Source organism: Pseudomonas coleopterorum (assembly GCF_900105555.1).
Classification (GTDB): Bacteria; Pseudomonadota; Gammaproteobacteria; order Pseudomonadales; family Pseudomonadaceae; genus Aquipseudomonas; species Aquipseudomonas coleopterorum.
The window spans coordinates 2,691,248-2,715,417 of the sequence record NZ_FNTZ01000001.1 but is presented as its reverse complement, the minus strand read 5'-3'; the positions used below and the strand labels follow the sequence as shown (position 1 = coordinate 2,715,417).

The window sequence follows — 24,170 nt, the reverse complement described above, 5'->3', positions numbered from 1 at the left end:
ATGCCCGTATACAACGAAGACACCTTCAACTATGAAATCCTCCTGCGCTTCGGCGACACCGGCCCGAACAAAGGTCTGCTGACCGGCGCATCCAGAACCACCATCACGCAGACCACAAAGGATGGTGTGCCGATCGCCACGAACATCAATGCGCCCGAGCAGCTGGCGCTGATCGCGGGCGAGGAAGGCGAACTGCTCTCCACGGTCCTGGGCGAGGTCAACGCTGAAACCATCGTGCTGAACGGCCAATTGCAGGCCAGCTTGGCCGACCTCAATGCCATCGCAGCGCAGCAGCTGGAGCAGTTGACCCAGGTGCGCGGCGAACTCAGCGCCAAGGTGGCGGATCTGACCACCGCCCAGCAGACCATTGCAGACCTGCAGGCGCAGCTTGCCCAAGGCCGCACCACCGAGGAAGCGCGGGTCGAGGTTGCGGCCGAGCCCGACCCGGCAGCCTGACCCATCGCGCCATCCGATGCCCGCCCCGTGCGGGCTTTTTTTCGCCTGGAGAAAAGCATGAAGACCTCATCGAAGGGCATCGCCCTGATCAAATCCGCCGAAGGGCTTCGCCTCAAGGCCTACCCAGACCCCGGCACCGGAGGCCTTCCCTGGACGATCGGTTACGGCAGCACTTCGGGCGTCACCCGGAACATGGTCATCACCGGAGCTCAGGCCGAGGAGATGCTCGCGGAAGATCTGGTGCGGTTCGAGTGCATCGTGGAGCGCGCGGTGCGCGTGCCGCTCAACCAAGGCCAGTTCGATGCGCTGGTGTCGTTCACCTACAACGTCGGGGAGGGCAATTTCACCAAGTCGACGCTGCTACGCAAGCTGAATGCCGGTGATACCGCTGGCGCCGCCGGGCAGTTCTCCCGCTGGGTCCATGCAGGCGGCAAGGTGCTGCCGGGCCTGGTCAAGCGCCGTGCCGCTGAGCGGGCCATGTTTCTGGGTGTCGCGTGACGCGGGGCAAAGCGCTGGCCTATCTGGCTGCTGTGCTGGCGCTCATGGGCCTGTGCGGCGCTGCGCTGTACGCCGCCTACAGCCACGGCGTCACGGTGACCAACGCCGCGCGGGACGCTGAATGGTCGCAGGCCGTGGCCACCCAGCAGGCCGAACTTGCGCAGGCGGTGCAGACCGCTCGCGCCGAAGAACAACGCCTCCAGCGCGAGGCCAACCAGGTAGGAATCAATGCGAGAGAAAAGAACGCTGCTGCCGATGCTGATGGTGTCAGCCTTGATGCTGCTGGCGACCGGCTGCACGTCGAGGCCGGAAAGCTTGCCGCCAGCGTCGGCACCTGCTCCAGTGGTACCGGCGCTGCCGATCGAGGCGCGTCAGCCACCCGCGCCGCCCTGGTGCTCTCCCAACTGCTCGATCGCGCTGATGCGAGAGCGGGAGAACTGGCAAAGGCTTATGACCGAGCCCGAATAGCGGGGCAGGCGTGCGAGCGTGTATATGACAAAATTAGCAGTTACCGTTAATATCTAAAGCGACCTAAGCCAGGAAATAACACTTAGGTATGAAGGGCTAGCTGAGAGCTGGATTATGTTGCTTATCGTACTCGAAAGATTTGAGCTGTTTTGAAGGTAATCTTTAAGCTTTGATGTTTTTATTAAATTTACTTTTTCTTCATCAGATCTTTCGCCTTTCGATTTTAAGAGCGACAGTGCATCAATCAAAGCATCCGGCGGTGTGTCTTTAGGTAGAGCAATGTGTTCGAAAAGTGACACAGGCTCACGCTCTTGATATCCAATCTCCCTAGCCGATATTCTTCCTCCGTCGAAAACAACCTCAGTGCCATGCGAAACAGATATTCCAATGTTTGCGCCATCAATGACAACATTAGTGAACTTTGCAGGCATGGTTAAATCCTTTTAAAGTTTAATTTAATTAAGCTTATTTAATTTCAGTATCAATCGGCTGGATCAGCGCGAGTTCTCTCCACAATTCACAGTAGATCAAGCCAAGGGAATTTGCTCTGACCGCCCGTCAGCTTGCAGTAGGGGTTGCGCAGGAATGGTTGGGTTGAGTCGACGAGCTGCTGCCACCCATCACAGCTTCTGCAGCGGATGTGCGGGAAGGGGTCATCGTGCACAGATCGGAACTTGGTCCAGGTGTCTACGTCACTGGGCTTGGGTGTCAGATTCAGCCATCCCGGCGTGTCGATATCCGCCTCCGTTCTTCTGGAGTAATGATAGTCGCCAGAGCCGTTCCTCGTTGCAGGATTGCAAAGCCCGGCTGGCTGGTGCAAGAATACTGTTCATCTGTACAGTGTTCGAGCCATGCCATGGAAAGCCCATTCCAATCCGAAGCCCTCAACATCTCCCTTGATGACCTGCTGTGCATCCGCGCGCCCGGAACTTATCTGGTTCGCGTGGCCGGGGACAGCATGACCCGCGCGGGGATCTTCGATGGTGATCTGCTGATCGTCGACAAGGGTGCAGAAGTGAAGCAGGGCCAGGTGGTGATCGGCGTGGTGAACCAAGAGCCGATGGTGAAGCGCCTGGATTATGTCCGGGGCATGCCCGTGCTGAGGTCTGAAGGTACGGGCCACCACCGCTTCATCATGGAAGGCGACGAGTTCACCGTTTGGGGCGTCGTCACCCACAGCGTACGCCAGCATGGCGTCGAACCATGAGGTGCCAGGTCACCCGCAGGATGCTACAGGGGAAGCCGATTGATGCGGCCGAGGTACGGGCGCTTCCGCCGGCGGTTGGCGATCTGCGGATCAACGACGAGATGTGCCAGGCCCTGGGCCGGACATCGAAGACGGCCAGTGTCCGAGGGGTGAATTCAATCGGGCCGAGTGAGCTGCCGCTGCTGCATGAGGCGGTGCTGTCATGGATGGCGCCGAACGGGTTCGTCCTGAGCGGCCTGGAGGAAGAGGGCGGTTGCCTCTATGCGCAGTCTTGGTGGTGCAGGAATTTAGGGTAGAGGTGGGCAGAACGCCCGAGAGGGAAATCGTCAATCTGTCCAATCCAAAGCATGAATACAACAGGTCAAAAATCGTTCAAGTCAGCTTCATTCCCGCCTCTCTGCTGAGATTTTGCTAAAGCAAGGTTTCAGCTGTCACTAAGTCACTGAAATACTTGAATAATTTATTTCAGTAGATTCGATCCATCATGGGGGCTACGCTGAAGCGGCGGGAGGGCTCCAGGCGAGGTGTGGCGGGCGTTTCAGCTACATTCTGTACCATTTTACTCTGCGCGTTTTGTACCGGTTTTCGGATGTTTTCGGACGTTTTCTTGGGATGGGTGGTAAGTTTTATCACCCTGACGATGACCTTCATCCCTTTTGCCGTGGCCATTATTCGTTTGGGAAAACGGGCGGACGAGGGGGTGGCTACACAGGTCGGATCTGTACGAAACGTTATGGGAGGCAAGTCTACCAAGACGCTCGGTCGTTCGGGCGAAAACAGGTTGGGTGGGCGTTTTTTGGATGAGGCAGGGGAGCGTTAGTGAGTAGTTTTCAAGCGATGTTTGACGTCAGTGATCGGAACACGATCGCCGGGGCGGATCAGGTCTTCTACGCGGCGGAGGAGGGTGGAAATCGGAATCATGTCCAGGATGGTGCGCCGAGTGAGAACACTACGCATCAAGGGGTTGATGTTTGAGAGGGTTTTACATTCGGTAGCGAATGAGCGACCTGGTAACGGACTCTGATGAAGCGTTTTGATGGAAGGGATGCTTAAATTTGCAGTACTATTGCAGTACTTCATGACACAACGGGAGAGTCGCCATGCCTCGCATGACATTAGACCTAAGCACCGAGATTGACGATCGCCTTACCGAAATCGCCGCACGTCGCGGCATCAGCAAGGCTGACGCCATGCGCCGAGCGTTCGCGCTATTGGCCATCGCCGACGAGGAGAAGAGCAAGCCCGGCAAATTCTCGTTGGGTATCGTCCGCGAGAAAGATGACCACACGCTTGAAGCCGTTGGTCGGGTGGTGGGTGTTTGATGACGCAAGAGCATATGCACTCGGGAGACCGGAATATCGAGGATGTTTTCGCGTCAGATGATCACGGCAAAAAGCCAGTTAAGCTTGGAGAGGGCGATAGGCTCAAATTCGCTCAGCAGATACTCGGCGGTTTATTTGTGGTCTCTTTGTTGGTAATGGGGGGATATGCGTTCAATCCTGACAATAAGGCGTGGGCGGAGATATTTGAACTGATAAAGGTGGGCGCGCTGCCTTTGGTAACGCTAGTGATTGGTTTTTATTTTCCGAGCTCAAATCGGTAAGTACATGCTGAAAGAGGGTTAATCACGGAGCTTTTGATAGCCATTGGCCTGGATGAAGGACATAGACACACGTAAGGCACGGCCCTGTAACAGATGTCTTTCCACGTGTCGCCAACTCGACGTCGTTCGGCGCCACCTTCATTCTGATGTCATGGATGACCGCAAGCACACAGCTTTCACTCGCGAGAATCAGGAGGATCCACTATGGCCAAGAAAGCCAACAACCCGTTCTACTTCGCCGGCGCCTCGTTGATTGCAGTCGGCTGTGCCTTCGCCGCGATCGGTGCCTCGGGTCAGGAGGCTTTTGGATGGACGTCCATAGGACTGCTGGTGCCTGGCGTGGCTCTGCTTGTTGCGGGGCTTATGAATAGGCGCCGGGCGAGCTGAACACGTCTGTCGACTGACTTTGCAGGTAAAGGGAACGGGATCATCGGTACAGGGGCAAGACGCATGAGTGCTTCATCAACCCGAGTTCGGCACGCGGTCTCCGCTACGGCGATGGCTGGGTGTTTCAGCGTGCACCTGGAAGCCGTCACCAGCGGCGCCGTCTCGCAGCTGGTCATCATCGATGATCACGAGCCAGCCGCCGTGCTGCTGAGCGTCGACGCTTATCAAGTGCTGCAGGATGAGCTTGAAGATCTGCGTTCTGAACGCCTGGCCATCGAGCGCCTGCCTGGCATAGACAGCGATGTGACCTTGAGCCTGGAAGAAATGAACGCCCGGTTCGAATAGGCATTTGTGCCGTACACCTGCGTTCTTCGTTACCAGTGGGTCACAGATACAAAGCCCGATCTACCAAGCGATTCTGAAGCTTCCTGCGAATGATGTTCGAACGCCACGAACATGACCTGCCCATCACACCTTCCAAATCCTAGAAACCCGCCCCGGCTCCCACGAACTTCCGGCAGTGCACCGACGCATCGCGAATCATGAAGTTGACCAGTGTAGGCGAGACGCCCAGCTCGGTGGCGATGTCTTTCTGTGGTTTGCCGTGCACGCGATACATCAGGAAGGCGTAGCGGGCGCGCTTGGGCAGTTGGGCCAGGGCGCGGTCGACCTTGCCCAGGGTCTGACGGTCGACGTTGATCGACTCAGGGTTGGACATCTGGGGGACTGTGTCGAGGGTCTGGTCGTCCTGAACGAAGTAGCGCTGTTCGGTGGCCTGCTTGCGGTAGTGGTCGATGGCCAGGTTGCGCACGATGCGGAAGATGTAATTGAGCTGGGCGTTGAAGGGCAGCATGCCGGCTTTCATTCTGCGCACTCGCAGATAGGCATCCTGGACGACATCTTCGGCGTGGCTGCGGCATCCGGTGATTTGCGCGGCGATTTTGATCAGGCCCTGGCGGTGCGAAATGAGTGTCTGCAGCAGCGAGGGGAGGTCGTGGAGTGAGTTATCCGTGCTACGTGAATCCTGCATGTTGATACCTGCGGCGGGCAGTGACAGAAAGTATGTCCTTATGTGACGGCGCTCAAAGTAGAGTTGTTGATTCTCATTGTCAAATGAGAAATTGTTCTATTCATAGGTTTTCTTGATTGCGTGAAGGAATTAGCCCGCTCGTCAAATGGAGGCTAATTTTGGGTGGGTGTGGAACGTCTCTGAGAGGTAGGCCTGTGCCACGCGCAGGCACGTTGGGTAATTTTCAGGAGGCAAGGCAATGGCGTTCGACCGCGAAGACACGATGTTTCTGGTAGTGATGAATCACGAGCAGCAGTACTCGATCTGGCCCGATTTCAAGGCCGTGCCGGCAGGTTGGTCAACGGTGAGGGAAGCGGCGTCCAAGGCCGAGTGCCTGGCCTGGATCGAAGCCAACTGGACGGACATGCGCCCGGCCAGCCTGCGTGAAGCGATGGGGGCTTGAGGAAGTACGCGTGACCGCGCGGCGCGTGGCAGGGTCACGCGCCGTTGTCATTTTGGGGACACCGAGCATGTGAGGTGGCCGAGGTGAAGCGGGTCTTGGCGACGATCAACTCCCTTGGGGTCCAGATGAATCTGGTACTTGCCAGAGGGGCCGATCGCCGTAAGCCTGGTCAGCCGTTACCAGCGGTAGTTGACCGACCCGATCAGCGCTCGCTCGTCGCCGTAGCGGCATGAGACGTTGCAGAACAGGTACTTCTCGTTGGCGACGTTTTGCGCTTTCATGGCTACGGTCCAGTTCTTGTCGACTTCATAGGTGACTTTCGCGTCGAACAGGGTGTAGGCGGAGACCTTTTCGTTGGCGTCCGAGCTGGACGTACGGCTGGTGCCCATGTAGCGGGCGCCGCCGCCGACCACGACCTGAGGCAGGCCCAGGGTGGTCAAGCGGTAGTCGGCCCACAGGTTGGCCATGTGATAAGGCACGCCGTCGATGCGCGTGCCCACGCGGGCGGACACGGCATCGTCGGTGATCTTCGCATCGGTGTAGGTGTACGAGGCGGTGGCGCTGAGGTTCGGGGTGATGTCCGCTTTGGCCTCAAGCTCCACGCCCCGCGCGCGGGTTTCGCCGAACTGCACGGTATTGCCGGTGAGGTCGGTGCTCAGCGAGTTCTTCTGCTTGAGGTCGTAGACCGCAGCGCTCAGCAGGGCCGTGGTACCGGGCGGGGTGTAGCGCACGCCGATCTCGTACTGCTCGCCCTCGGTCGGATCGAACGAGGTGTTGGCGTTGGCGTTGAAGACGTTCGCCGGCAAGAACGACTGGCTCCAGCTGATGTACGGGGCCAGGCCGTTGTCCGCCTGGTAGACGAGGCCGACACGGCCGATGGCTTTCTTGTCATCGCGTGGTGTGCGGGCGCCGCTGGCGAAGTTGTAGGTGCGGCTTTCGGCCCAGTCCTGGCGACCGCCCAATAGCAGAATCCACCTGTCGTCGAACTTGATCTGGTCTTGCAGGTAGACGCCGGCCTGGGCGCTGTGCAGGTCCGAGCCGGTGTTGGCGGATGTGGCGTTGGTCGGCACGCCGTACACGGGATTGGCCGGGTTGAAAATGGAGTTGGCGCCGGCGAAGCGATGGGAGTCGTAGGTCTTGTGGTAGTAGTCCACGCCCGCCAGCAGGGTGTGCTGCCAGCGGCCGCTGTTGAGGGTCCATTGCACGTTGTTGTCGCTGGTCCAGCCTTCGGAGCGTTCGCGGCGGATGCTGGGTCGGCGCGCCAACTGGCCCCGGTTGCGCAGGGCGGCGCTGCCGGTATCGGCGACCTGCATGTAGTCCCAGCTCAGGTCCGCCTCGAAGTGGCGGAGGGAGTGGCGGATTTTCAGGTCGGGAGTGAAGTCGTGTTCGAACAGGTAGCCGATGCTGGTCGAATAGTTGTTGTAGTGGTCGAAGCCGCGCTCGCCGGTGAACAGGTCGCGGTCGACCTTGGGGTAGCGGGTGCCGGACGAGGTGGTCAGGTCGAAATCCAGCGGCGGTGCGAAGCCGGTGCGGGTTTCCTGGTAGTTGGCCAGGAGGGTCAGCGAGGTGCTGTCATTCGGGCGCCAGGTGAAGGCGGGGGCGATGTAACGGCGGTCGTCGTCGGCGTCGGTGGTCTGGGTGTCGCTGTCGCGCCACAGGCCGGTGAGACGATAGGAGAACTGCCCGGCGTCGTCGATCGGGCCGCCCAGGTCGAAGCTGTACTGTTTGCGCGCATGGCTGCCGTACTCGACGTTGACTTCATGCAGCGGCATGTCGGTCGGGCGTTTGGTGATGGTGTTGATCAGACCGCCCGGCGAGAGTTGGCCGTACAGCACCGAAGAGGCGCCCTTGACCACTTCCACGCGCTCCAGGCCGTAGGGCTCGATGCCGCCGTCATACACGCTGCCTTGCAGTTTCATGCCATCGCGCAGAATGCCGCCCGTGCCCGAGCCGACGTTGAAGCCGCGGATCACGAAGTCGTCGGCGACCCGGCTGAACCCGCCGGGCTGGGCGATCACACCTGGTGTGTAGCTCAGGGCCTCGGCCAGGGTGTCGGTCTTGCGGTTGTCCATCTCGTCGCGGGTGACGACCGAAATCGACTGCGGAATGTCCTTGATCGCCGAATCGGTCTTGCTCGCGCTGGTGCTGCGCGTGGCCACGGGACCCTGGATCTGGCCAGTCGGGTTCTCGAGGACCCGGGCGTCGATATTGGTTTCCTGCAGTTCCAGGGTGCCGCTCGAGGCGGCAGTGCTGGCGCTGTCGGCGGCGTAGGCTGTGCTCAGTGGCAAGCCACCGAGCAACAGCGCCAGTGTCAGCGGATGGTAGACGAAGACTTTTTTTGCGGGCATGGCGGCTCCTGAGTGTGAAGTGTTGTTTTTCTGGTGAGTTGAAGTCATGTCGCCCGCTGCATGATCCCCATCAAGCAGCGGGCGTCCCATTGGCGGCGGTTACGGGCAGTACTCGTCGAAGAACGTCTCGCGCTCCAGGCGCAACAGGGCGGCTTGCTTGTGCGGCAGGGTGATGGTCTTGAGCCTGCCGTAGCCCTGGGATTCGAGGAAGCCGATCTGCCGGGTGTGGTCGATCCGCGGTTCGCCGAGGATGCGCTGGGTGCGCGGCTCGTCAATGAACATGTAGTGCATGAGCGAGCGGAACCAGCCCTTGAGCTTGCCGGCGCTCTGGTGCTTGCTCTCGCCGACCACCACGTGCCAGCCACGGTCGTGGTCCTGGACGTCGTAATAGGGAGCGATGCGATCTTCCTTGCACCAGTAGATCTCGAAGTAGGCGAACGGCTCGCCGTCGTAGCTGCCGATCAGCGGCAGCACCCGTGGGTCATCGAGAATTTGTTGCAGGTACTCGGCGTGCTCTTCGGGGGTGCCGGTCTGCTCCCAGAAGAACGCGACCTGCTCCAGGTTCATCCAGCGATTGAAGCGTTCCAGGTCCAGACCGATGTCGACGGTGCGCAGGGTGAATGTGGTCTTCAGGCCCGGCAGTTCACGGCGGTAGACCTCGCCGTGCGGGATCGGCGGGCGCTGCGGATGACGCTTGTCGCCGCTGAACGTGTAGCGCAGCGGCATGCCGGCGGCCGATGGAGTGGTGAGCCAGGGCAGCGGGTGTTGCCAGAAGCTGCTGCGGGCACAGGCCAGGCGTGCGGTGCGGCCGTCGTGGCTCAGGAGGGTATCGAAGACCCCTTCGCGCACCGCGTCGCGCGCGCGGTCGAGGGCGAGCGGGGCGCTGACTTCCAGCCCAGGGACGCGGGACGAATTGCAGAAGACCTGACCGAGCAGCGCGAGCAGGCCGCTGACCGGGAACGCCACGGGCAGGTTCTCCAGCCGCACATGGCCGTCCTGGCGGAAAAAGTGCACCGGTTCGATCCCTTCGATTGCCAGACTGCCGTTGCCATCGTCCGCCACCTGGGCGATCACGTGGCGGCCGTCGGCCAGGGGCAGGGTGAAGTTCGGCGTGGTCATGGTGCTTCTCCGTGAGTGGCTTCTCGCGTGTGCCAGCGCGCAGGAACGTACCGGGTACTGACCGGTCGGGTGGTTCCAGGGCATAGCTTAGGTAGAATTGTAACGAATGGGAATCATAATTATTTAAGGTTGATTCCCATCTTTACCTGCTTCCTTGCTGATTCCGTTCAGCGCTTGCGCACCAGGAGCCATATGAAATACGGCCCGCCGATGAAGGTTGCGAAGATCCCGGCCGGGATCTGCCACGGGAACACCAGGTTGCGGCCCAGCCAGTCGGCCAGCACCAGCAGCGTGCCGCCGAGCATGGCCGAGAGCAGCAATTGCGCGATCGGCCGGCGTGCGCCGAGCATCCGTGCGATGTGGGGCGCGATCAGGCCGACGAAACTCAAGGGGCCGACGGCCAGCGTGGCGGCTGCGGTCATCACGGCGGTCAGCAACAGCAGGACCAGGCGGCTGCCGCCCAGGGATATCCCCAGCGCCCGCGTGCGCTCGGCGCCCAGGGGCATGATCGCCAGCCAGCGGTTGCACAGCGGCGTGACCAGCAGGAACAGCACCGCCAGGGCACTGACGACCAGCGCCTGGCCGGCGTCGATGCGATAGGTCGAGCCGGTCATCCAACTGAGCATGAGCAGCACCCGGGAATCGCCGCTGATCATGAACAAGGCGGCGAACGCATTGAGCAGGGTGCTCAGTGCGACGCCGGTGAGCAGCATGCGGTCCGGCGCGAAGGCGCTGCGCCAGCTCAGCGCGACGATGGCCAGCAACGCGATCAGGGCGCCAGCGATGGCCGCGGCCAGCAGCACCCAGGGGTTGAAGCCGGGGATGATGACCAGCACCAGAATGCCGCCCAACGCCGCGCCGGAACTGACACCGAGCATTTCCGGGCTGGCCATCGGGTTGCCGGTCATGCGTTGCATCAGGGTGCCGGCCAGGGCCAGCAGCACGCCAGCGGCGAACGCGGCGGCCACCCTGGGCGCGCGCCAGGGCAGCAGCGCATCGAATGCCGCGCCGCTGCTGAAATACCAGCCGTCCGCTCCGCGCCCCCAGGTCAGCGCGACGTAGACGGACACCACCAGCACCGCAAGCAGTACCCAACGGGTCCGTTTGAGGGGAAGGAGACGAACGTTACCGGCGTTGGCGGGTGGATTGATGCGGGTCTCATGCAGGCGACTCAGCAGCACCAGCAGCAGCGGCGCGCCGAGAAAGGCGGTGAAGATGCCCGTGGGCATTTCGGCGCCCAGCACGCGCGCCGAGGCCTGGACCAACTGGTCGGCAAGCACCAGCAGCAAGGCGCCGAACACCGGTGCCCAGATCAGACGCTGACGCAATGTGCGGGCGCCGGCCAGTCGGGCCAGGGCCGGACCGGCCAAGCCAAGGAAGCCGATCACGCCGACGCTGGCGATGGTGCTGGCGCTCAAGGCGACGGCCACGCTCAGGGCCAGCAGGCGCATGCGTCCCGGCGACAGGCCGAGGCTGCCGGCCGTGGCATCGTTGAGGCCAAGCACTTCCAGCGGCCGAGCGAGCAGGGCGGCGAGCACGGCCACGGCCGCCAGACGAGGCGCCAGGTGATACACATCCTGCCAGCTGTTCTGGTTCAGCGAGCCCGATTGCCAGATGAACAGGTTGTTCAAGACCTCATGGTTGGCCAAGACCAGCAAGGTGCTCAGGGTTGCGCAGTACAGGTTGACGATCAGCCCGGACAGGATCAGTGCCACCGGTGACATGCGCCGGCTCCAGGCCAGGCCCAGCACCGCCAGCATGCCCAGTCCGGCACCGATGAGGGCGACGCCTTCCTGGCCGCCGTCGAGCAGGCTTGGTGCATAGATCGCGCAGGCGGCCAGGGCCAGGTGGGCGCCGGAGGCAACCCCGAGTGTGGTCGGTTCGGCGATCGGATTGCGCAGCACTTGCTGGAAGATCACCCCGGCCAGCGCCAATGCGGCGCCGACCACGAGGCTGACGACCAGGCGTGGCAGGTAGCTATACCGAACCAGCAGGGCTGAGAAGTCGTCGGGTATCACCGAGCCGAATACGTGATCCCATGACCCGTGTGCAAGCAGTGAACTGGCCTGCTGCACGCTCAACGCCAGTGCGATCAGCAGCAGTCCAAGGGCCAGCCAGGCGGGCTGGCGACGCAGGCGTGAAGGGGAATCAGGCATGGTCAGCTTCCATGGCGAGCAACTGCTCGGTGATCGACAGGGCCAGGCGTTGCGCGGTCAGCAGGCCGCCGCTGGGGTAGAAGCGTGGCAGCGCCCGAATACGGCCCTCGCGGATCATCGGCAGGGCGCGCCAGATGGGGCTGTTGTCCAGGCGGCGCTGCGCCGCGACCGCTTCGCGGGGGTTGGTGTAGTACAGGAATGCGGCATCCGGGTGTTCCAGCAGCGTCTCGATGCCCACCGCCGGGCTGCCGCCCCAGGCGTTGGTACGCCCTTGGTAGGCGTTGCGCAGGCCCAGGCGGTCGAGCACGGCCTGGTACATGCCCTTGGCGCCGAACAGCAGCAGGTGACGGCCATCCGGATTCAGCCGTGCGATGTACACCGGGCGGTCCTTGACCGGGGTGAGCCTGGCACGCAGGCTTTCGAGCAACTGGTCTGTCTGTTCCAGCAAGGCTTGCGCCTGGGCGCGACGGTCGACCAGAGCGCCGAGGTCGAGCAACACTTGCCCGGCATTGCGATAGGGTTGGGCATTCGCCGCATAGATGTCGAAGGTGCGCAGCGGTGCGATGCGCTGCAGCAGGGTACCCTCGAGCTGCCAGGACGTGCCGATGATCAGGCCGGGTGCCAGGCGTTGCAGGTATTCCAGGTTGGGCTCGATACTCGGGCCCAGGTCGATGACATCGTCGGGCAAGGAAGGCTGAGCGACGAATTCGCGATAGAAACCGGCGTTGACCACGGCACGGGGCACGACGCCCAGGCCCAGCAGGCTTTCGGTGAGGGCGGGCTCGAAGCTGACGATATCGACTTTCGGTGCTGCTCGGGTTACGGCGGTTGGCACGACAGCGTCGGCAGCGCCGACCAGAGACGAACCGCACAGTGCGGCTGGCAGCAGCGCCAGGCCGGTCAGGGCTCGACGGCGGGTAAGGGACATTGCAGGCTGACTCCGAAGCAGAACGATCGCCTCCTGGCGAGAATGGGAGTCTATAGCAACTGCGTTTGCTTCCCAATACCCTGTAGGCATATGGACTTTATCGCGGTAAAGAATCAACCGCCGACTTCGTTTACCTGTGTAACCCCAACTATCGACGGCGACAGGCGTGACGCCTGCGCCCGCCGACTCTCAAGGAGACCCCATGTCATTGTTCGGTATGCTGGTTCGCGCTTCGCGCACGCGGTTGGCCGTGGCCATCGGCGCGAGCCTGGTCTGCGGCCTGGCCAACGTGCTGCTGGTGGCGCTGATCAACCAGGCCCTGAACGCATCGCTGCAAGACCTCACCGGTTACGCGCTGCCTTTCGTGCTGGTGATCGCGCTGGTGATGGGCAGCCAGGTGCTGTCCCGGGCGCTGTTCGCCCACCTCAGCCAGCAGGGCCTGGCCACCTTGCGCCTGCACATCTCCCGGCATGTGGTCGCGGCACCGCTGCGGGGGTTGGAAACGGCGGGGCGCGGGCGCATCCAGGCGGCCTTGGCCGACGACACCACCACCTTGTCGAACTTCTTCACCGGGTTTCCGATGCTGGTGACCAGCGCCGTGGTGGTGCTGGGTTGCCTGGGGTACCTGGCCTATCTGTCGTGGGCGATCTTTCTGGTCTCGGTGCTGGCCATCGGTCTCGGTTCGCTGGGCTATCACCTGTGCCATTCGCACATGCTTCAGTATTTTCGCAAGGCCGGCTCCAGCCAGGACGAACTCTTCGGTCATTTCGACGCCATGGTCTCCGGTGCCAAGGAGCTCAAGCTCAACCGCTCCAAGGCGCAGCGCTTTCTCGACGAGGTGTTGGTCAGCGCCGTCGAGCAGGTGCGCCACAACCGTGCCAAGGGGTTGATGCTGTTTGCCATCACTGGCGGCTGGGGACGTTTGCTGTTTCTGGTGCTGATCGGTGTGGTGCTGTTTCTGCGCTTGTGGATTCCTTCCGACGCGGCGGTGATCACCGGCTACGTGATGGTGTTTCTGTACATGATGGGCCCGTTGGAAGGCGTGCTGCTGAACCTGCCGCAGATGAGTCAGGCGCGGGTCGCCAGTGCGCGGATCGAAGCGACCTTGGCCCAGCTGAAGGCTGAAACCCAACGGCAGACTCCCGTGCCGTCGCCGGCGCCCGAAGGCGTGACCCTGGCGCTCGACGGCCTGACCCATGGTTACTTCAGCGAGCGCGAGGACGAAGTGTTTACCCTCGGCCCTGTGCAACTCACCCTCAAGCCCGGCGAAATCACCTTCCTGGTGGGTGGCAACGGCAGCGGCAAGACCACCCTGGCCAAGCTGATTGCCGGTCTCTATCGCCCGGAAAGCGGCGTGGTACGCGTCGATGGTCGAGCGGTAGGGGAGGATGAGTGGGATGACTATCGCCAGCTGTTCTCGGCGGTCTTCTCCGACTTTCACCTGTTCGATACCTTGCTCGAGGCGCCAGATGCCAGCGTGGATACCCAGGCCGGCGAGTGGCTGGCGAAGTTGCATCTGGATCACAAGGTCAGTGTCAGCAACGGTTCGTTCTCCACCCGTGAGCTGTCCCAGGGGCAACGCAAGCGTCTGGCGCTGATCGTTGCCTGTCTGGAAGGTCGGCCCGTCATCGTGTTCGATGAGTGGGCGGCGGACCAGGACCCGGCGTTCCGCGAGGTGTTCTACTGCGAGCTGCTGCCCGAGCTGCGTGCCCAGGGCAAGACGCTGTTGGTCATTTCCCACGACGACCGTTACTTCCATCTCGCCGATCAGTTGGTCAAGCTCGAGCGCGGTCAGATCGTCCATCGCGAGGCGTCGACCCAGGCGGCGGCCTTGCAGCCGGTGGTCTGACACGTCTCGCCAGCAGCTTGGGCGGAGTTTGCCCAGGCTGCTCAGGACAGGCCGCGATTCCTGTTCTGGCCATCCCCAAATGATAATTTTTATCAGTAACGCTTAATTCTGCACCGTTTTGTTTCGTCCTTATCAGCAGTGTTTCAGGCAAGGCCACTCCGGCTTGCCGACTGCTTTTAAGGAGATCGCGCAGTGTCCGTCCCACCCGATTGCATCCGCCTGTTCTGCTTCGCGTGTTCCGGGGCGAGCGCCATGCCGTTCGCCGCATGGCGTGCCGTCTTGCCGGCCTGGATCGACGTGCAACCGGTCGAGCTGCCCGGTCATGGCCATCGCAGTGACGAGCCGTTGCAGGTGGACATGCCGAGCCTGACCGCCACCCTGGCGGACGAGCTGGCGTCCTTGATCGATGGGCCTTACCTGATGCTCGGCCACAGCGTCGGCGGGGTGGTTGCCCTGGAAGTGGCCCACGCCCTGGTCGCCCGCGGCCTCGAAGTGCCCAGCGCCCTCATCACCGTTGCCAGCACCGCGCCCAGCCAGCGTGCTGGCAACCCGCAGGCGCAGCCCATGAGCGATGCCGAGCTGGTCGCCGAGCTGCAGCGGCTGGACGGCACGCCCCAGGCCGTGCTCGACGACCCGGAGTTGCTGGCCATGGTGTTGCCGGTGTTGCGCGCCGATTTCCTGCTGGGCGAGCGCCATCGGCCGTCTTGCCGCGAGCCGCTGCCGTGTGCGCTGCATGTGTTCGGTGGGCGCGACGACAGCATCGCGGTCGACGCTCTGGCGGCCTGGGAAATGGAGTGCACAGGGCCATTCCGGATGGAAATGTGCGCTGGCGGGCATTTCTTCCTGCACCGCCAGCGTGCCGACTTTCTGCGCCGATTGGTGACCCTGGCCAAGGCCTATCGCCCCTCGCTTGCTTCTTCCTTCCTCGCGCGCGCCGGGCTGAGTCATGCCTGAGCGCGCTCCTCTGTATGCGGAGTCTTCCATGTTTGATTCACGCTTCGATGTCCGGCCTCTGCGACACGCCGACACCCCGTTGCCCCTGCTGATCGAGGCGCGCGAGCCGGGCCTCGATCTGGCCGCGTGCCTGCCTGATCTGCAGGCGCTGATCGATGAACAACTGCTCAAGGCCGGCGGTGTGCTGCTGCGTGGTTTCGACGTGCAGAACGCCGAACGCTTTCGCCGCTTCGCCGTGGGTTTCGGGTCCGATCTGCTCACCTATGAATTCGGCTCCACGCCCCGCAGCAACGTGACCAGCGGGATCTACACCTCCACCGAATACCCGCCGCATCAGCACATTCCCCTGCATAACGAGCAGGCCTACACCCGGGACTGGCCGATGAAGATCTGGTTCTTCTGCCAGCAGGCCTCGCCGGTGGGCGGTGCAACGCCGATCGGTGACAGCCGGGCCATCTATCGGCGAGTGGGCGAACGGATTCGTCAGCGCTTCGCCAGCAAGGGGCTCATGTACACCCGCAACTACGGCAACGGCCTGGACGTGTCCTGGGAACAGGTGTTCAACACCCAGGACCGCAGCGTCGTGCATGCCTACTGCGAGGCCCACGGCATCGGCCTGGAATGGAGGGACGATGGCGGCCTGCGTACGCGGCAGATCTGTCAGGCCGTGGCGACTCATCCGCGTACCGGTGACGCGGTGTGGTTCAACCAGGCGCACCTGTTCCATGTGTCCAACCTGCCCGAGGAAGTGCGTGAAACCCTGCTCGACCTGGTCGAGGAAGAGGACTTGCCGCGCAACGTCTACTACGGCGACGGCAGTGCGCTGGAGGAAACCCTGCTCGAAGACATCCGCGGTGTGATGCAGCAGGAGCAGGTCGAGTTTGCCTGGCAGGACGACGACGTGCTGATGCTCGACAACATGCTCACCGCCCATGGCCGAGCGCCGTTTCAGGGCCCGCGCAAAGTGGTGGTGGCCATGGCCGAGCCCCACGGTGCCGACGTGCGTTGAGCCACCCCGGATTTCCCGATTTTTTGCGATTGCAGGAGGACGCCCCATGGCCATCCCACACCAGCCTCAACCCCGATCCCTCATCGAGATGCTGGCCCAGCGCGCCGAACACCAGGGCGAGCAATTGGCGCTGCGCTTTCTCGGCGACGGCAGCGAAACCACCGAGCTCTATACCTACGCCCAACTCGATGCCCGGGTCCGCCACCTGGCCGCCTGCCTGGGCCAGCACACGGTGAAGGGTGACCGGGTGCTGCTGCTGATGACCAACGGCCCGGACTACATCGTGGCGTTTTTCGCCTGCCTGTATGCCGAGCTGATCGCCGTGCCCGCCTATCCACCGGAACGCAATCGGCAGTTCCACACCGAGCGCCTGCAAGGCATGGCCATGGATGCCGAGCCTTCGCTGATCCTGTGCGAACAGGCAGCACTGGATGCCTCGCTGGCGTTGCGCGATGGCCTGACCCTGGCAGGCGCGCCGATGGTCGCCAGCGTCCAGGACCTTGAGGCGCAACCGACGCGAAGCTGGCAGCCGCGCGAGGTATCGGGCGAGGTCATCGCCATGCTCCAGTACACTTCCGGCTCCACCTCCGAACCCAAGGGCGTCGAAGTCACCCACGCCAACCTGCTGGACAATCAGCGTCTGCTGCAGATGGGGTTCGGCAGCCGCCCGGGCGATGTGTTCGTCAGCTGGCTGCCGCTGTACCACGACATGGGCCTGATCGGCGGCATGCTGCAGCCGATCTACGCCGGCGTGCCGCTGGTGTTGCTGACCACCCAACACTTTCTGGCGCGCCCGGCACGCTGGCTGGAAGCGATCCATCGTTACGGCGGCACCTTGAGCGGCGGCCCGGATTTCGCCTTCCGCCTGTGTACCGAAAGCGTACGCGACAGCCTGCTCGCCGAGCTGGACCTGAGCCGGTGGCGCGTGGCGTTCTGCGGCTCGGAGCCGGTGCGTGCCGATACGCTGGCCGATTTCGTCGAGCGCTTCTCTGCGGCGGGTCTGGCGGCCACCACGTTGCATCCCTGCTATGGGCTGGCTGAAGCGACCCTCATGGTCAGCAGCAACATTCGCGGTGGCCCTTACTACACGCTGCACGTAGACCACGAAGCGCTTGCCCATGGCCGAGTGGTGCCCGACGCCGATGGCACCGAAGTGGTCAGCAGTGGAGGCTTGCTGTTCGACGACCAGGTGCGCCTGATGGACCCGCACACGCTGGAGCCCGTCGCAGACCATACCGTCGGTGAAATCTGGGTGCGCGGCCCCAGCGTCGCTCGCGGTTACTGGCGCAACCCCGAGGCCACGGCGAAGACCTTCCTCGATCGGCCGGATGGACGCTGGCTGCGCACCGGCGACCTGGCGTTTCTCTACAACGGTGGCCTGTTCATCACTTCGCGGGCCAAGGACGTGATCATCATTCGCGGCCAGAACCGCTACCCGCAGGACATCGAGAAAGCCGTGGAGCAGGGCGTCGACGCGGTGCGCAAGGGTCGCGTCGCGGCCTTCCCGGTGCAGGTCGACGGCCGTGAGTGCATCGGTATCGCGGCCGAGATCGGTCGCAGCACGCAGAAGAAATTCGATCCGCAGACGTTGATCGAGGCCATCGACCGCGTGGTCAGCGACACCCAGCAGGAACCGGCCAGCGTCATCGCCTTGCTGGAGCCGGCGGCCTTGCCCAAGACCACCAGCGGCAAGCTGCAACGCTCGGCCTGCCGTCAGCGCCTGGAAACCGGCGAGCTGGGCGCCTATCACGTCTACCACCGCCCGCTGACGGACACCTGCGCAAGCGGCTCGGGAGATGCGCCCCAGGGCCAGACCGAGCAGCGTCTGGCCGCCATCTGGTCCGAGGTGCTCGAAGCGGGCGAAATCAGCCGCGACGATGTCTTCCTCGCCAAAGGCGGTCATTCCCTGGCAGCGGTGCAGGTGGTCGCGCGGGTGCGCAGTGAGTTCAGCGTCGAGCTGCCGCTCAGTGCGCTGTTTGCCGCCAGGCCCCTTGCCCAGGTCGCAGCCATGGTGGACGCTGCGCCGCGCCTGGCGGCTGGGGTGCCACTGGAACCCCTGGACATCCGCGGTCCCCACGCCATGTCGCCGGTGCAGCGCAGTTTATGGCTGGCCCAGCAGTTGGGCGGCGAGCAAGGCCGTGCGGCGTACAACATGGTTGCGCAGCTGCGGCTGTGCGGTGAGCTGCGACCCGATGCCCTGCACGGCGCCTTGAATGATCTGCTGCAGCATCAGGCGAGCCTGCGCAGCGCCTTCGTGCCAGGGCCCGACGGGGTGGCTCGCGTGCACTGCGCCGACCACCTCGAACTGGCCTTGCCGCTGCTCGACCTGAGCGGGCTGCGCGATGCGGAACAGAGCACCGCCCTGGCCATGGCCGAAGCCGAAGCCGCCGGGCAACCCTTCGATCTGCAGCAGGCGCCGTTGCTGCGCATCACCCTTGTGCGCCTGAACGATCGAGAGCACCGGCTGCTGCTGAGCCTGCATCACCTGATCGGTGATGGCTGGTCGTTCGGCGTACTGGTCCAGGCGCTGGGCGTCTTGTATCAGGCGCGCTTGACTGGTGGCGAAGCGGCATTGCCGCCGCTGACCCTGCACTACAGCGATTACGCGGCATGGCAGAACGCCAAGGAAGGCAGCGTCGAGCGCCAGCGGGAATGGGATTTCTGGTCGGAGTACTTGAGCCGTGCGCCACAGCACCTGGCCTTGCCCACCGACCGGCCGCGCCCGGCGACGCCGCAGAGCGACGGCGCCAGCGTGACCTTCCAGCTGAGCGCCGAGCAGGTGGCCCGTGCCGAAGCTCTCGGCCAGGCCCACGGTGCCAGCCTGTTCATGGTCCTGCGTGCTGCCTTCGACTGGTTGCTGCATCGCGTCACGGGGCAAAACGATCTGGTCTACGGCACCGACATCGCCGGTCGGCCCAGGGCGGAGCTGGAACAGCTCATTGGCTTTTTCGTCAACATCGTCCCGTTGCGCGCTCGGGTCGATGCGCAGCAGCCGTTCAGTCGGTGGCTGGCTCAGGTCAGGGAGGATTCCCTGGCGGTCTTCGAACGGGCAGATCTGCCCTTCGAACAGATCGTGGAGGCCAGCGGCGTACCTCGCGAGCGTCAGCGCAACCCGCTGGTACAGGCGCTGTTCGTGCTGCACAGCATGCCCAATGGCCAGTTCACCGTGCCGGGGTTGAGCGCGCAGCTGCTGGCCGCGCCGGCGCAGACCTCGAAGTTCGACATGGCCCTGTTCCTCACCCCCAATGCCCAAGGGCTGAGCGGGGAGTGGGTGTTCGCCACGGCGATCCTGGACAAGGCGCGGGTGCGTGCCTGGGTCGCGGCCTGGCTCGACCTGCTCGAGCAGGTGCTCGACGCACCTGAGCAGCCCCTGTCTGCGCTGTCCTTGGGTGCCTTGCAGCCTGCGCCCGTCGCGCCGGCCAGCGGTCGCTCGCGGTTGGAAGCCAAGCGCGACAAGCTCAAATCGTTCACCCGCCAGACCACGCCATCAGCAGCCACGCCGGCGGTACGCTGTACACCGCTGACGGCCGACAGCGAATTCCCGCTGGTGATCGAGCCGGTCAGCGCCGATCTCGATCCCTGTGCCTGGGCCAGTCAGCATCGCGAGTTCATCGAAACCCACCTGCGCCGTCATGCCGGCTTGCTGTTTCGAGGCTTCGGGTTGCACACCGCCCAGGACTTCGAGGCGTTCGCCGAGGCCATCCAGCCAGGTCTGTATGGCGCCTATGGCGACCTGCCGAAGAAGGAGGGCGGGCGCAACACCTACCGCTCCACGCCTTACCCCGAGCGGCAGATGATCCTCTTTCACAACGAGAGCGCCCACCTGCGCCGCTGGCCGCGCAAGCAGTGGTTCTTCTGCGAGCTGCCATCGCCCGTGGGCGGCGCCACCCCTATCGTCGACTGCCGCGCCATGTACCGCGCCTTGCCGACTGAGCTGGCCGAGACCTTCGAGCGCAAGGGCCTGCTGTACGTGCGTACCTTTACCCCCGGTTTCGATGTGGATTGGCGCGACTTCTACAAGACCGACGACCGCGCCGTGGTCGAGGCCGCCTGCCGCGAGCAGGACGTGGCGTTCGAGTGGCTGGCCAACGGCGGCCTGCAGACCCGTACGCCGTGTCCGGCAGTGATCCGCCATCCGTTCACCGGGGAGAAGTCGTTCTTCAACCAGGTCCAGTTGCACCACGACTACTGCCTGCAAGCCGATGTGCGTCGTGACCTGCTGGGCATCGTCGGCGCCGAGCACATGCCCCGCCAGGTGTACTTCGGCGACGGCACGCCCATCGACGACGCGATCATGGAGCAACTGGGCCAGCTCTACGAAGCCTGCGCGGTGCGTTTCCAGTGGCAGCGCGGCGACGTCGCGATGCTCGACAACATGCTCGTGGCTCACGCCCGCGACCCCTTCGAAGGTCCGCGGCGAATCGTCGTGGCCATGGGCGAGATGACCGACCGCAGCGTGTTCGATGGCGCTGCCGCAGACACCGACGAGCGCTCGGGCCAGATGGCCGGCCTCTCTGTTCAAGGATATTCGCAATGACCGACCTGAGCCTCGATTCAAGCGCGCTGCACACCTTTGCCCTGAGCCCCGAACAGCAGGCGTGCCTGCTGGGCCGAGATCCGTCTCGCCCTGACGCGGGCAGCCATCGCTTGCGCATCGCCGTGAACGCCTCGCAGGGGGCAGCCACCTTTGCAGCCGCGTTGCAACGCTATGCGGCTGGTCAGCCCGTTCTCGGAACGCGCTGGCTGCAGGTGCCCGGCTTCCTCGGCTGGCGCCAGACCTGTCCCAACCAGGGCGATGCGGTGCGTTGGGTGGAACTGGACGCCACCGCGCCCGCATTGACGCTGGAGGAAGGGGAGGTGCTGGCGGTCAGTTGGCGAGCCCTGTCCCAGGACCGTTTCGAGGTGGAGTTCGTGGCGGCTGCCCTGGCCCTCGATCCGCCCAGCCTGGAGCGTCTGGCCGCCGATGTGCTGGCATCGGTGGAGGGCCGCGCGCCGGTCTCCAGCGATGTGGACTATGAGCAGTATGTGCAGTGGCGCCAGGACATGGCCGCCGACGAAGACGCCGCCCAGGGTCGGGCCTATTGGCAGCATGCCGAGGTCGACCCTGCCCGTGGCAACGCGCTGCACCTGGGGGGGCGTGGCAGCCCGGCGACACCGCAGGCGTCACGCCTGGACGCGCAGCTCGCCGTACCCCTGTCGACTCTGGGCGCCGCGCCGGCCGTGGCGGAGGCCTTGGGGCAGCCACTGGACTTCGTTCTGCAAGGACTGTGGTGGGTGCTGTTGGGACGTTTGAGCGGGCAGCAGGCGTTCGTCGGTGGTTGGCTGCACGATTGCCGCAGCGACTACGATCACTTCGAAGACACCCTGGGGGTTTTCGAAAAAGTCCTGCCGCTGCGTGTCGAGCTCGACCCTGCGGCGCTCTTCGCCCAATGGTCGCAACAGGCCGAAGGTCGTCTGGCCGATCATCTCGGCTGGCAGGAATACTGCCCGATCCAGTCACCCACCAGCACCGCGCCACTGCGGGCCGGGTTCGCCTTCGAGCACGCGCGCCTTGCGCCCGAGCAGGTGCTGGCCTACCCGAGCCGTCCGGCCTTCGAACTGCTGCTGCGCGCACGCGTCTGGGGCGGCACCCTGCACCTGGTCATCGAGGCCAGCGGGGCTGCGTACAGCGTCGCCAGCCTGGAGGGGCTGCTGGAACAACTGCGCACCTTGCTGCACATTCTGCCGGTCGATGGCGCCGTGGCCCTGGCCGATCTCGATCCGGTGGGCACGACGGAGCGCCAACGCCTGTTGGCCCTGGCCTCCAACGAGACGGCAGCGGCGGGCGAGTGGCTGCCCCAGCGGCTCGCTCGGCATGCCCGGCAGACCCCGCAGGCCATCGCCCTCAGTGATGGCCAACGGTCCCTCGATTACGCCGCGCTGCACCAGGCCGTGACTCACCGGGCAGGGTGGCTGCAAGGGCAGGGGGTCGGCGTCGGCCAGTGCGTGGCCATCGAAAGCGAGCGCTCGCTGCAAGCCGTACTGCACATTTTCGCCGTCCTCAGCGTCGGCGCGTACTACCTGCCGCTGGAACCGAGCTGGCCCGCCGAGCGCCGCCACGACCTGCTGAACCGTGCAGCGCCGGCGCTGGTGCTGTGTGATCCCGCGTCGAGCAGCGCCCAGGGGCCTTGGCCGAGCGCGAGCCTGGTGCAGGCGGGCAGTGAAGAACCGCTGCCGTTCCAGCCGCCGCAGCTCACCGATCAGCACCTTGCGTATCTGTTGTTCACTTCCGGCTCGACCGGGGCGCCCAAGGGTGTGCTCGTCGAACACGGTGCGCTGCGCAACTATGCCCAGGCGGCCAGTGAAGCGTTGGGCCTGGCGCCTGGCATGCGTCTGGCGCTGACCAGCCCGTTGAGCGTCGACCTTGGCCATACCTTGCTGTTCGGTGCAATGCAGGTGGGCGCCGAGCTGGTCATCGCCACTGAGGCGGATCTTGCCGAGGGTGCCGCCTTCGGCCGCTTTTTGGCCCGAGAACGCCCGGACGTCGCGAAGTTCGTACCGTCGCACTTTGCCGCGCTACTGGAAAACGGCTTGGCGCCGCTGCCCGACACGCTGATTTTCGGCGGCGAAGCCACGCCGCGCAGGCTGGTCGAGCAACTGTACGAACAAGCGCCGTCGTTGCGCCTGTTCAACCACTATGGTCCGACCGAAACCACCGTCGGTGTGCTCTACCACCCAGTGCGGGCGGACGTCCCGGACCACGATGAGCGGGTCCCGCTGAGTCGTGTGCTCGCGGGCAACCGGGTCTATCTGCTCGACGAGCGCCTGCGCCTGGTGCCCACCGGTGCCCTGGGCGAGCTGTACATCGGTGGTGCGCAGTTGTGCCGTGGCTATCTGGACCAGGTCGATGACGACCGTTTCATCGACGATCCCTTCCACCCAGGCCAGCGCCTGTATCGCTCCGGGGATCTGGGTCGCTACCGCGCCGAAGGTGGCCTGCAACTGGTGGGACGCCGGGATGACCAGGTCAAGTTGCGCGGCCAGCGCATCGAGCTCGGCGAAATCGAGGCGGCGCTGCTGACCCTGCCCGGCGTCGAGCAGGCCGTTGCGCGGCTGTGGGCACCCAGTGAAGGCATGGCCAGCCTGATCGCCTACGTCGTACTCGCCCAGGGCCAGACCGATGATGCTCTGCAACCGCTACTCGCGGCATTGGCCGAGCGCCTGCCCGAGGCGCTGTGCCCGACGCGTCTGCTCGCGGTGCCCAGCCTGCCGCGTCTGGCCAACGGCAAGATCGATCGTCATGCCTTGCCCGATCCCGGCCAGCCGCTGCGTCGGACGCCGGCGCGGGCGCCGCAGAACGAGTTGCAAGCCTGCCTGCGCGATGCCATGGCCGAACTGCTGGGCTGTGCACCTGCGACGCTGGGTGTGGACGACGATTTCTTCGAGGCCGGCGGCCACTCGCTGCTGGTGATCAAGCTGGTCGCGCGCCTGCGCACCCTGTTCAAGCTCGAAGTGCCGCCGGGCCTGGTGTTCGACCACCCCGACGCCGCCCGCCTGGCCGCCGCCCTTGGTGAACTCGCCGATCCGGCGCGCCTCGAGAAGATCGCCCGTCTGCGCCGAGAGCTGGACAACCTGAGCGACGAAGAGCGCGCCAACCTGCGCGCCCAGGCCCTGGCCGCCAAAGGGCTGGCCGCCCACTGACACCGGGCCGGCCCCGGTCGGCCCCCTCTTTTGCGA

Annotated in this window: 20 protein-coding genes; 14 read left to right on the top strand and 6 right to left on the bottom strand. The window is 64.1% G+C overall.

What is annotated here, in order from left to right:
* The 3 genes from BLV18_RS11920 to BLV18_RS11910 are packed head-to-tail and all read left to right on the top strand — an operon-like array spanning position 1 to position 1,472.
* Positions 1-456: a hypothetical protein gene (locus BLV18_RS11920; RefSeq protein WP_090357525.1), complete on the top strand. Its 456-nt coding sequence runs from the start codon at positions 1-3 to the stop codon at positions 454-456.
* A 57-nt stretch (positions 457-513) separates the two neighbouring features.
* A complete protein-coding gene (locus BLV18_RS11915; protein WP_090357527.1) occupies positions 514-954 on the top strand; it encodes a lysozyme in 441 nt (146 codons plus the stop codon).
* Complete coding sequence (locus tag BLV18_RS11910; protein WP_425272622.1) at positions 951-1,472, top strand: DUF2514 family protein; 522 nt, start codon at positions 951-953, stop codon at positions 1,470-1,472. Before BLV18_RS11915 ends, BLV18_RS11910 begins: the two co-directional genes overlap by 4 nt.
* A gap of 3 nt (positions 1,473-1,475) precedes the next feature.
* Here BLV18_RS11910 and BLV18_RS22225 read toward each other — a convergent pair whose 3' ends face one another.
* Positions 1,476-1,853: a hypothetical protein gene (locus BLV18_RS22225; protein ID WP_139211011.1), complete on the bottom strand. Its 378-nt coding sequence runs from the start codon at positions 1,851-1,853 to the stop codon at positions 1,476-1,478.
* Between the two features lie 425 nt (positions 1,854-2,278).
* Between BLV18_RS22225 and BLV18_RS11905 the strand changes: the two genes are divergently transcribed.
* The 5 genes from BLV18_RS11905 to BLV18_RS11875 all read left to right on the top strand — a co-directional run bounded on the left by BLV18_RS11905 (position 2,279) and on the right by BLV18_RS11875 (position 4,964).
* Positions 2,279-2,629: a LexA family protein gene (locus BLV18_RS11905; protein ID WP_090357529.1), complete on the top strand. Its 351-nt coding sequence runs from the start codon at positions 2,279-2,281 to the stop codon at positions 2,627-2,629.
* A 1,100-nt stretch (positions 2,630-3,729) separates the two neighbouring features.
* Positions 3,730-3,951, top strand: a complete 222-nt coding sequence (locus tag BLV18_RS11890) for a ribbon-helix-helix domain-containing protein (protein ID WP_049859977.1) — start codon at positions 3,730-3,732, stop codon at positions 3,949-3,951.
* Positions 3,951-4,232, top strand: a complete 282-nt coding sequence (locus BLV18_RS11885; RefSeq protein ID WP_090358758.1) for a hypothetical protein — start codon at positions 3,951-3,953, stop codon at positions 4,230-4,232. The genes BLV18_RS11890 and BLV18_RS11885 overlap by 1 nt, the downstream gene beginning before the upstream one ends.
* Positions 4,233-4,436: 204 nt before the next feature.
* Positions 4,437-4,619, top strand: a complete 183-nt coding sequence (locus BLV18_RS11880) for a hypothetical protein (RefSeq protein ID WP_090358756.1) — start codon at positions 4,437-4,439, stop codon at positions 4,617-4,619.
* A 63-nt stretch (positions 4,620-4,682) separates the two neighbouring features.
* On the top strand, positions 4,683-4,964 hold the full coding sequence (locus BLV18_RS11875) for a type II toxin-antitoxin system Phd/YefM family antitoxin (protein ID WP_244156856.1): 282 nt from the start codon (positions 4,683-4,685) through the stop codon (positions 4,962-4,964).
* A gap of 139 nt (positions 4,965-5,103) precedes the next feature.
* On the opposite strand, the gene BLV18_RS11870 is transcribed toward BLV18_RS11875, so the two are convergent.
* On the bottom strand, positions 5,104-5,649 hold the full coding sequence (locus BLV18_RS11870; RefSeq protein WP_082484358.1) for an RNA polymerase factor sigma-70: 546 nt from the start codon (positions 5,647-5,649) through the stop codon (positions 5,104-5,106).
* A 238-nt stretch (positions 5,650-5,887) separates the two neighbouring features.
* On the opposite strand from BLV18_RS11870, the gene BLV18_RS11865 reads away from it, so the two are divergent.
* Entirely contained in the window at positions 5,888-6,091 is a 204-nt protein-coding gene (locus BLV18_RS11865) for an MbtH family protein (protein WP_049859981.1), read from the top strand.
* Positions 6,092-6,267: 176 nt separating this feature from the next.
* On the opposite strand, the gene BLV18_RS11860 is transcribed toward BLV18_RS11865, so the two are convergent.
* The 4 genes from BLV18_RS11860 to BLV18_RS11845 all read right to left on the bottom strand — a co-directional run bounded on the left by BLV18_RS11860 (position 6,268) and on the right by BLV18_RS11845 (position 12,642).
* Positions 6,268-8,439 carry a TonB-dependent siderophore receptor gene (locus BLV18_RS11860; RefSeq protein WP_090358752.1) on the bottom strand — a complete coding sequence of 724 codons (2,172 nt, stop codon included), beginning with the start codon at positions 8,437-8,439 and terminating at the stop codon, positions 6,268-6,270.
* Positions 8,440-8,538: 99 nt separating this feature from the next.
* The gene (locus tag BLV18_RS11855) at positions 8,539-9,558 is read right to left on the bottom strand and encodes a GNAT family N-acetyltransferase (protein WP_090358749.1); all 1,020 of its coding nucleotides are present in this window, start codon (positions 9,556-9,558) and stop codon (positions 8,539-8,541) included.
* 167 nt (positions 9,559-9,725) lie between these two features.
* Positions 9,726-11,714, bottom strand: coding sequence for a Fe(3+)-hydroxamate ABC transporter permease FhuB (gene fhuB / locus BLV18_RS11850; protein WP_090358747.1), 1,989 nt, complete (start codon positions 11,712-11,714; stop codon positions 9,726-9,728).
* The gene (locus BLV18_RS11845) at positions 11,707-12,642 is read right to left on the bottom strand and encodes an ABC transporter substrate-binding protein (protein WP_090358745.1); all 936 of its coding nucleotides are present in this window, start codon (positions 12,640-12,642) and stop codon (positions 11,707-11,709) included. Before BLV18_RS11845 ends, fhuB begins: the two co-directional genes overlap by 8 nt.
* A gap of 202 nt (positions 12,643-12,844) precedes the next feature.
* On the opposite strand from BLV18_RS11845, the gene BLV18_RS11840 reads away from it, so the two are divergent.
* The 5 genes from BLV18_RS11840 to BLV18_RS11820 all read left to right on the top strand — a co-directional run bounded on the left by BLV18_RS11840 (position 12,845) and on the right by BLV18_RS11820 (position 24,134).
* Positions 12,845-14,491 (top strand): cyclic peptide export ABC transporter, encoded by a 1,647-nt coding sequence (locus BLV18_RS11840; RefSeq protein WP_090358743.1) that lies wholly within the window; start codon positions 12,845-12,847, stop codon positions 14,489-14,491.
* Between the two features lie 192 nt (positions 14,492-14,683).
* Complete coding sequence (locus tag BLV18_RS11835; RefSeq protein ID WP_139211017.1) at positions 14,684-15,445, top strand: thioesterase II family protein; 762 nt, start codon at positions 14,684-14,686, stop codon at positions 15,443-15,445.
* Positions 15,446-15,473: 28 nt separating this feature from the next.
* Positions 15,474-16,454, top strand: a complete 981-nt coding sequence (locus BLV18_RS11830; RefSeq protein WP_090358740.1) for a TauD/TfdA family dioxygenase — start codon at positions 15,474-15,476, stop codon at positions 16,452-16,454.
* Between the two features lie 46 nt (positions 16,455-16,500).
* Complete coding sequence (locus tag BLV18_RS11825; protein ID WP_090358738.1) at positions 16,501-20,991, top strand: condensation domain-containing protein; 4,491 nt, start codon at positions 16,501-16,503, stop codon at positions 20,989-20,991.
* Positions 20,988-24,134, top strand: coding sequence for a non-ribosomal peptide synthetase (locus BLV18_RS11820; protein WP_090358736.1), 3,147 nt, complete (start codon positions 20,988-20,990; stop codon positions 24,132-24,134). Before BLV18_RS11825 ends, BLV18_RS11820 begins: the two co-directional genes overlap by 4 nt.
* The last annotated feature ends 36 nt before the right edge of the window (positions 24,135-24,170 follow it).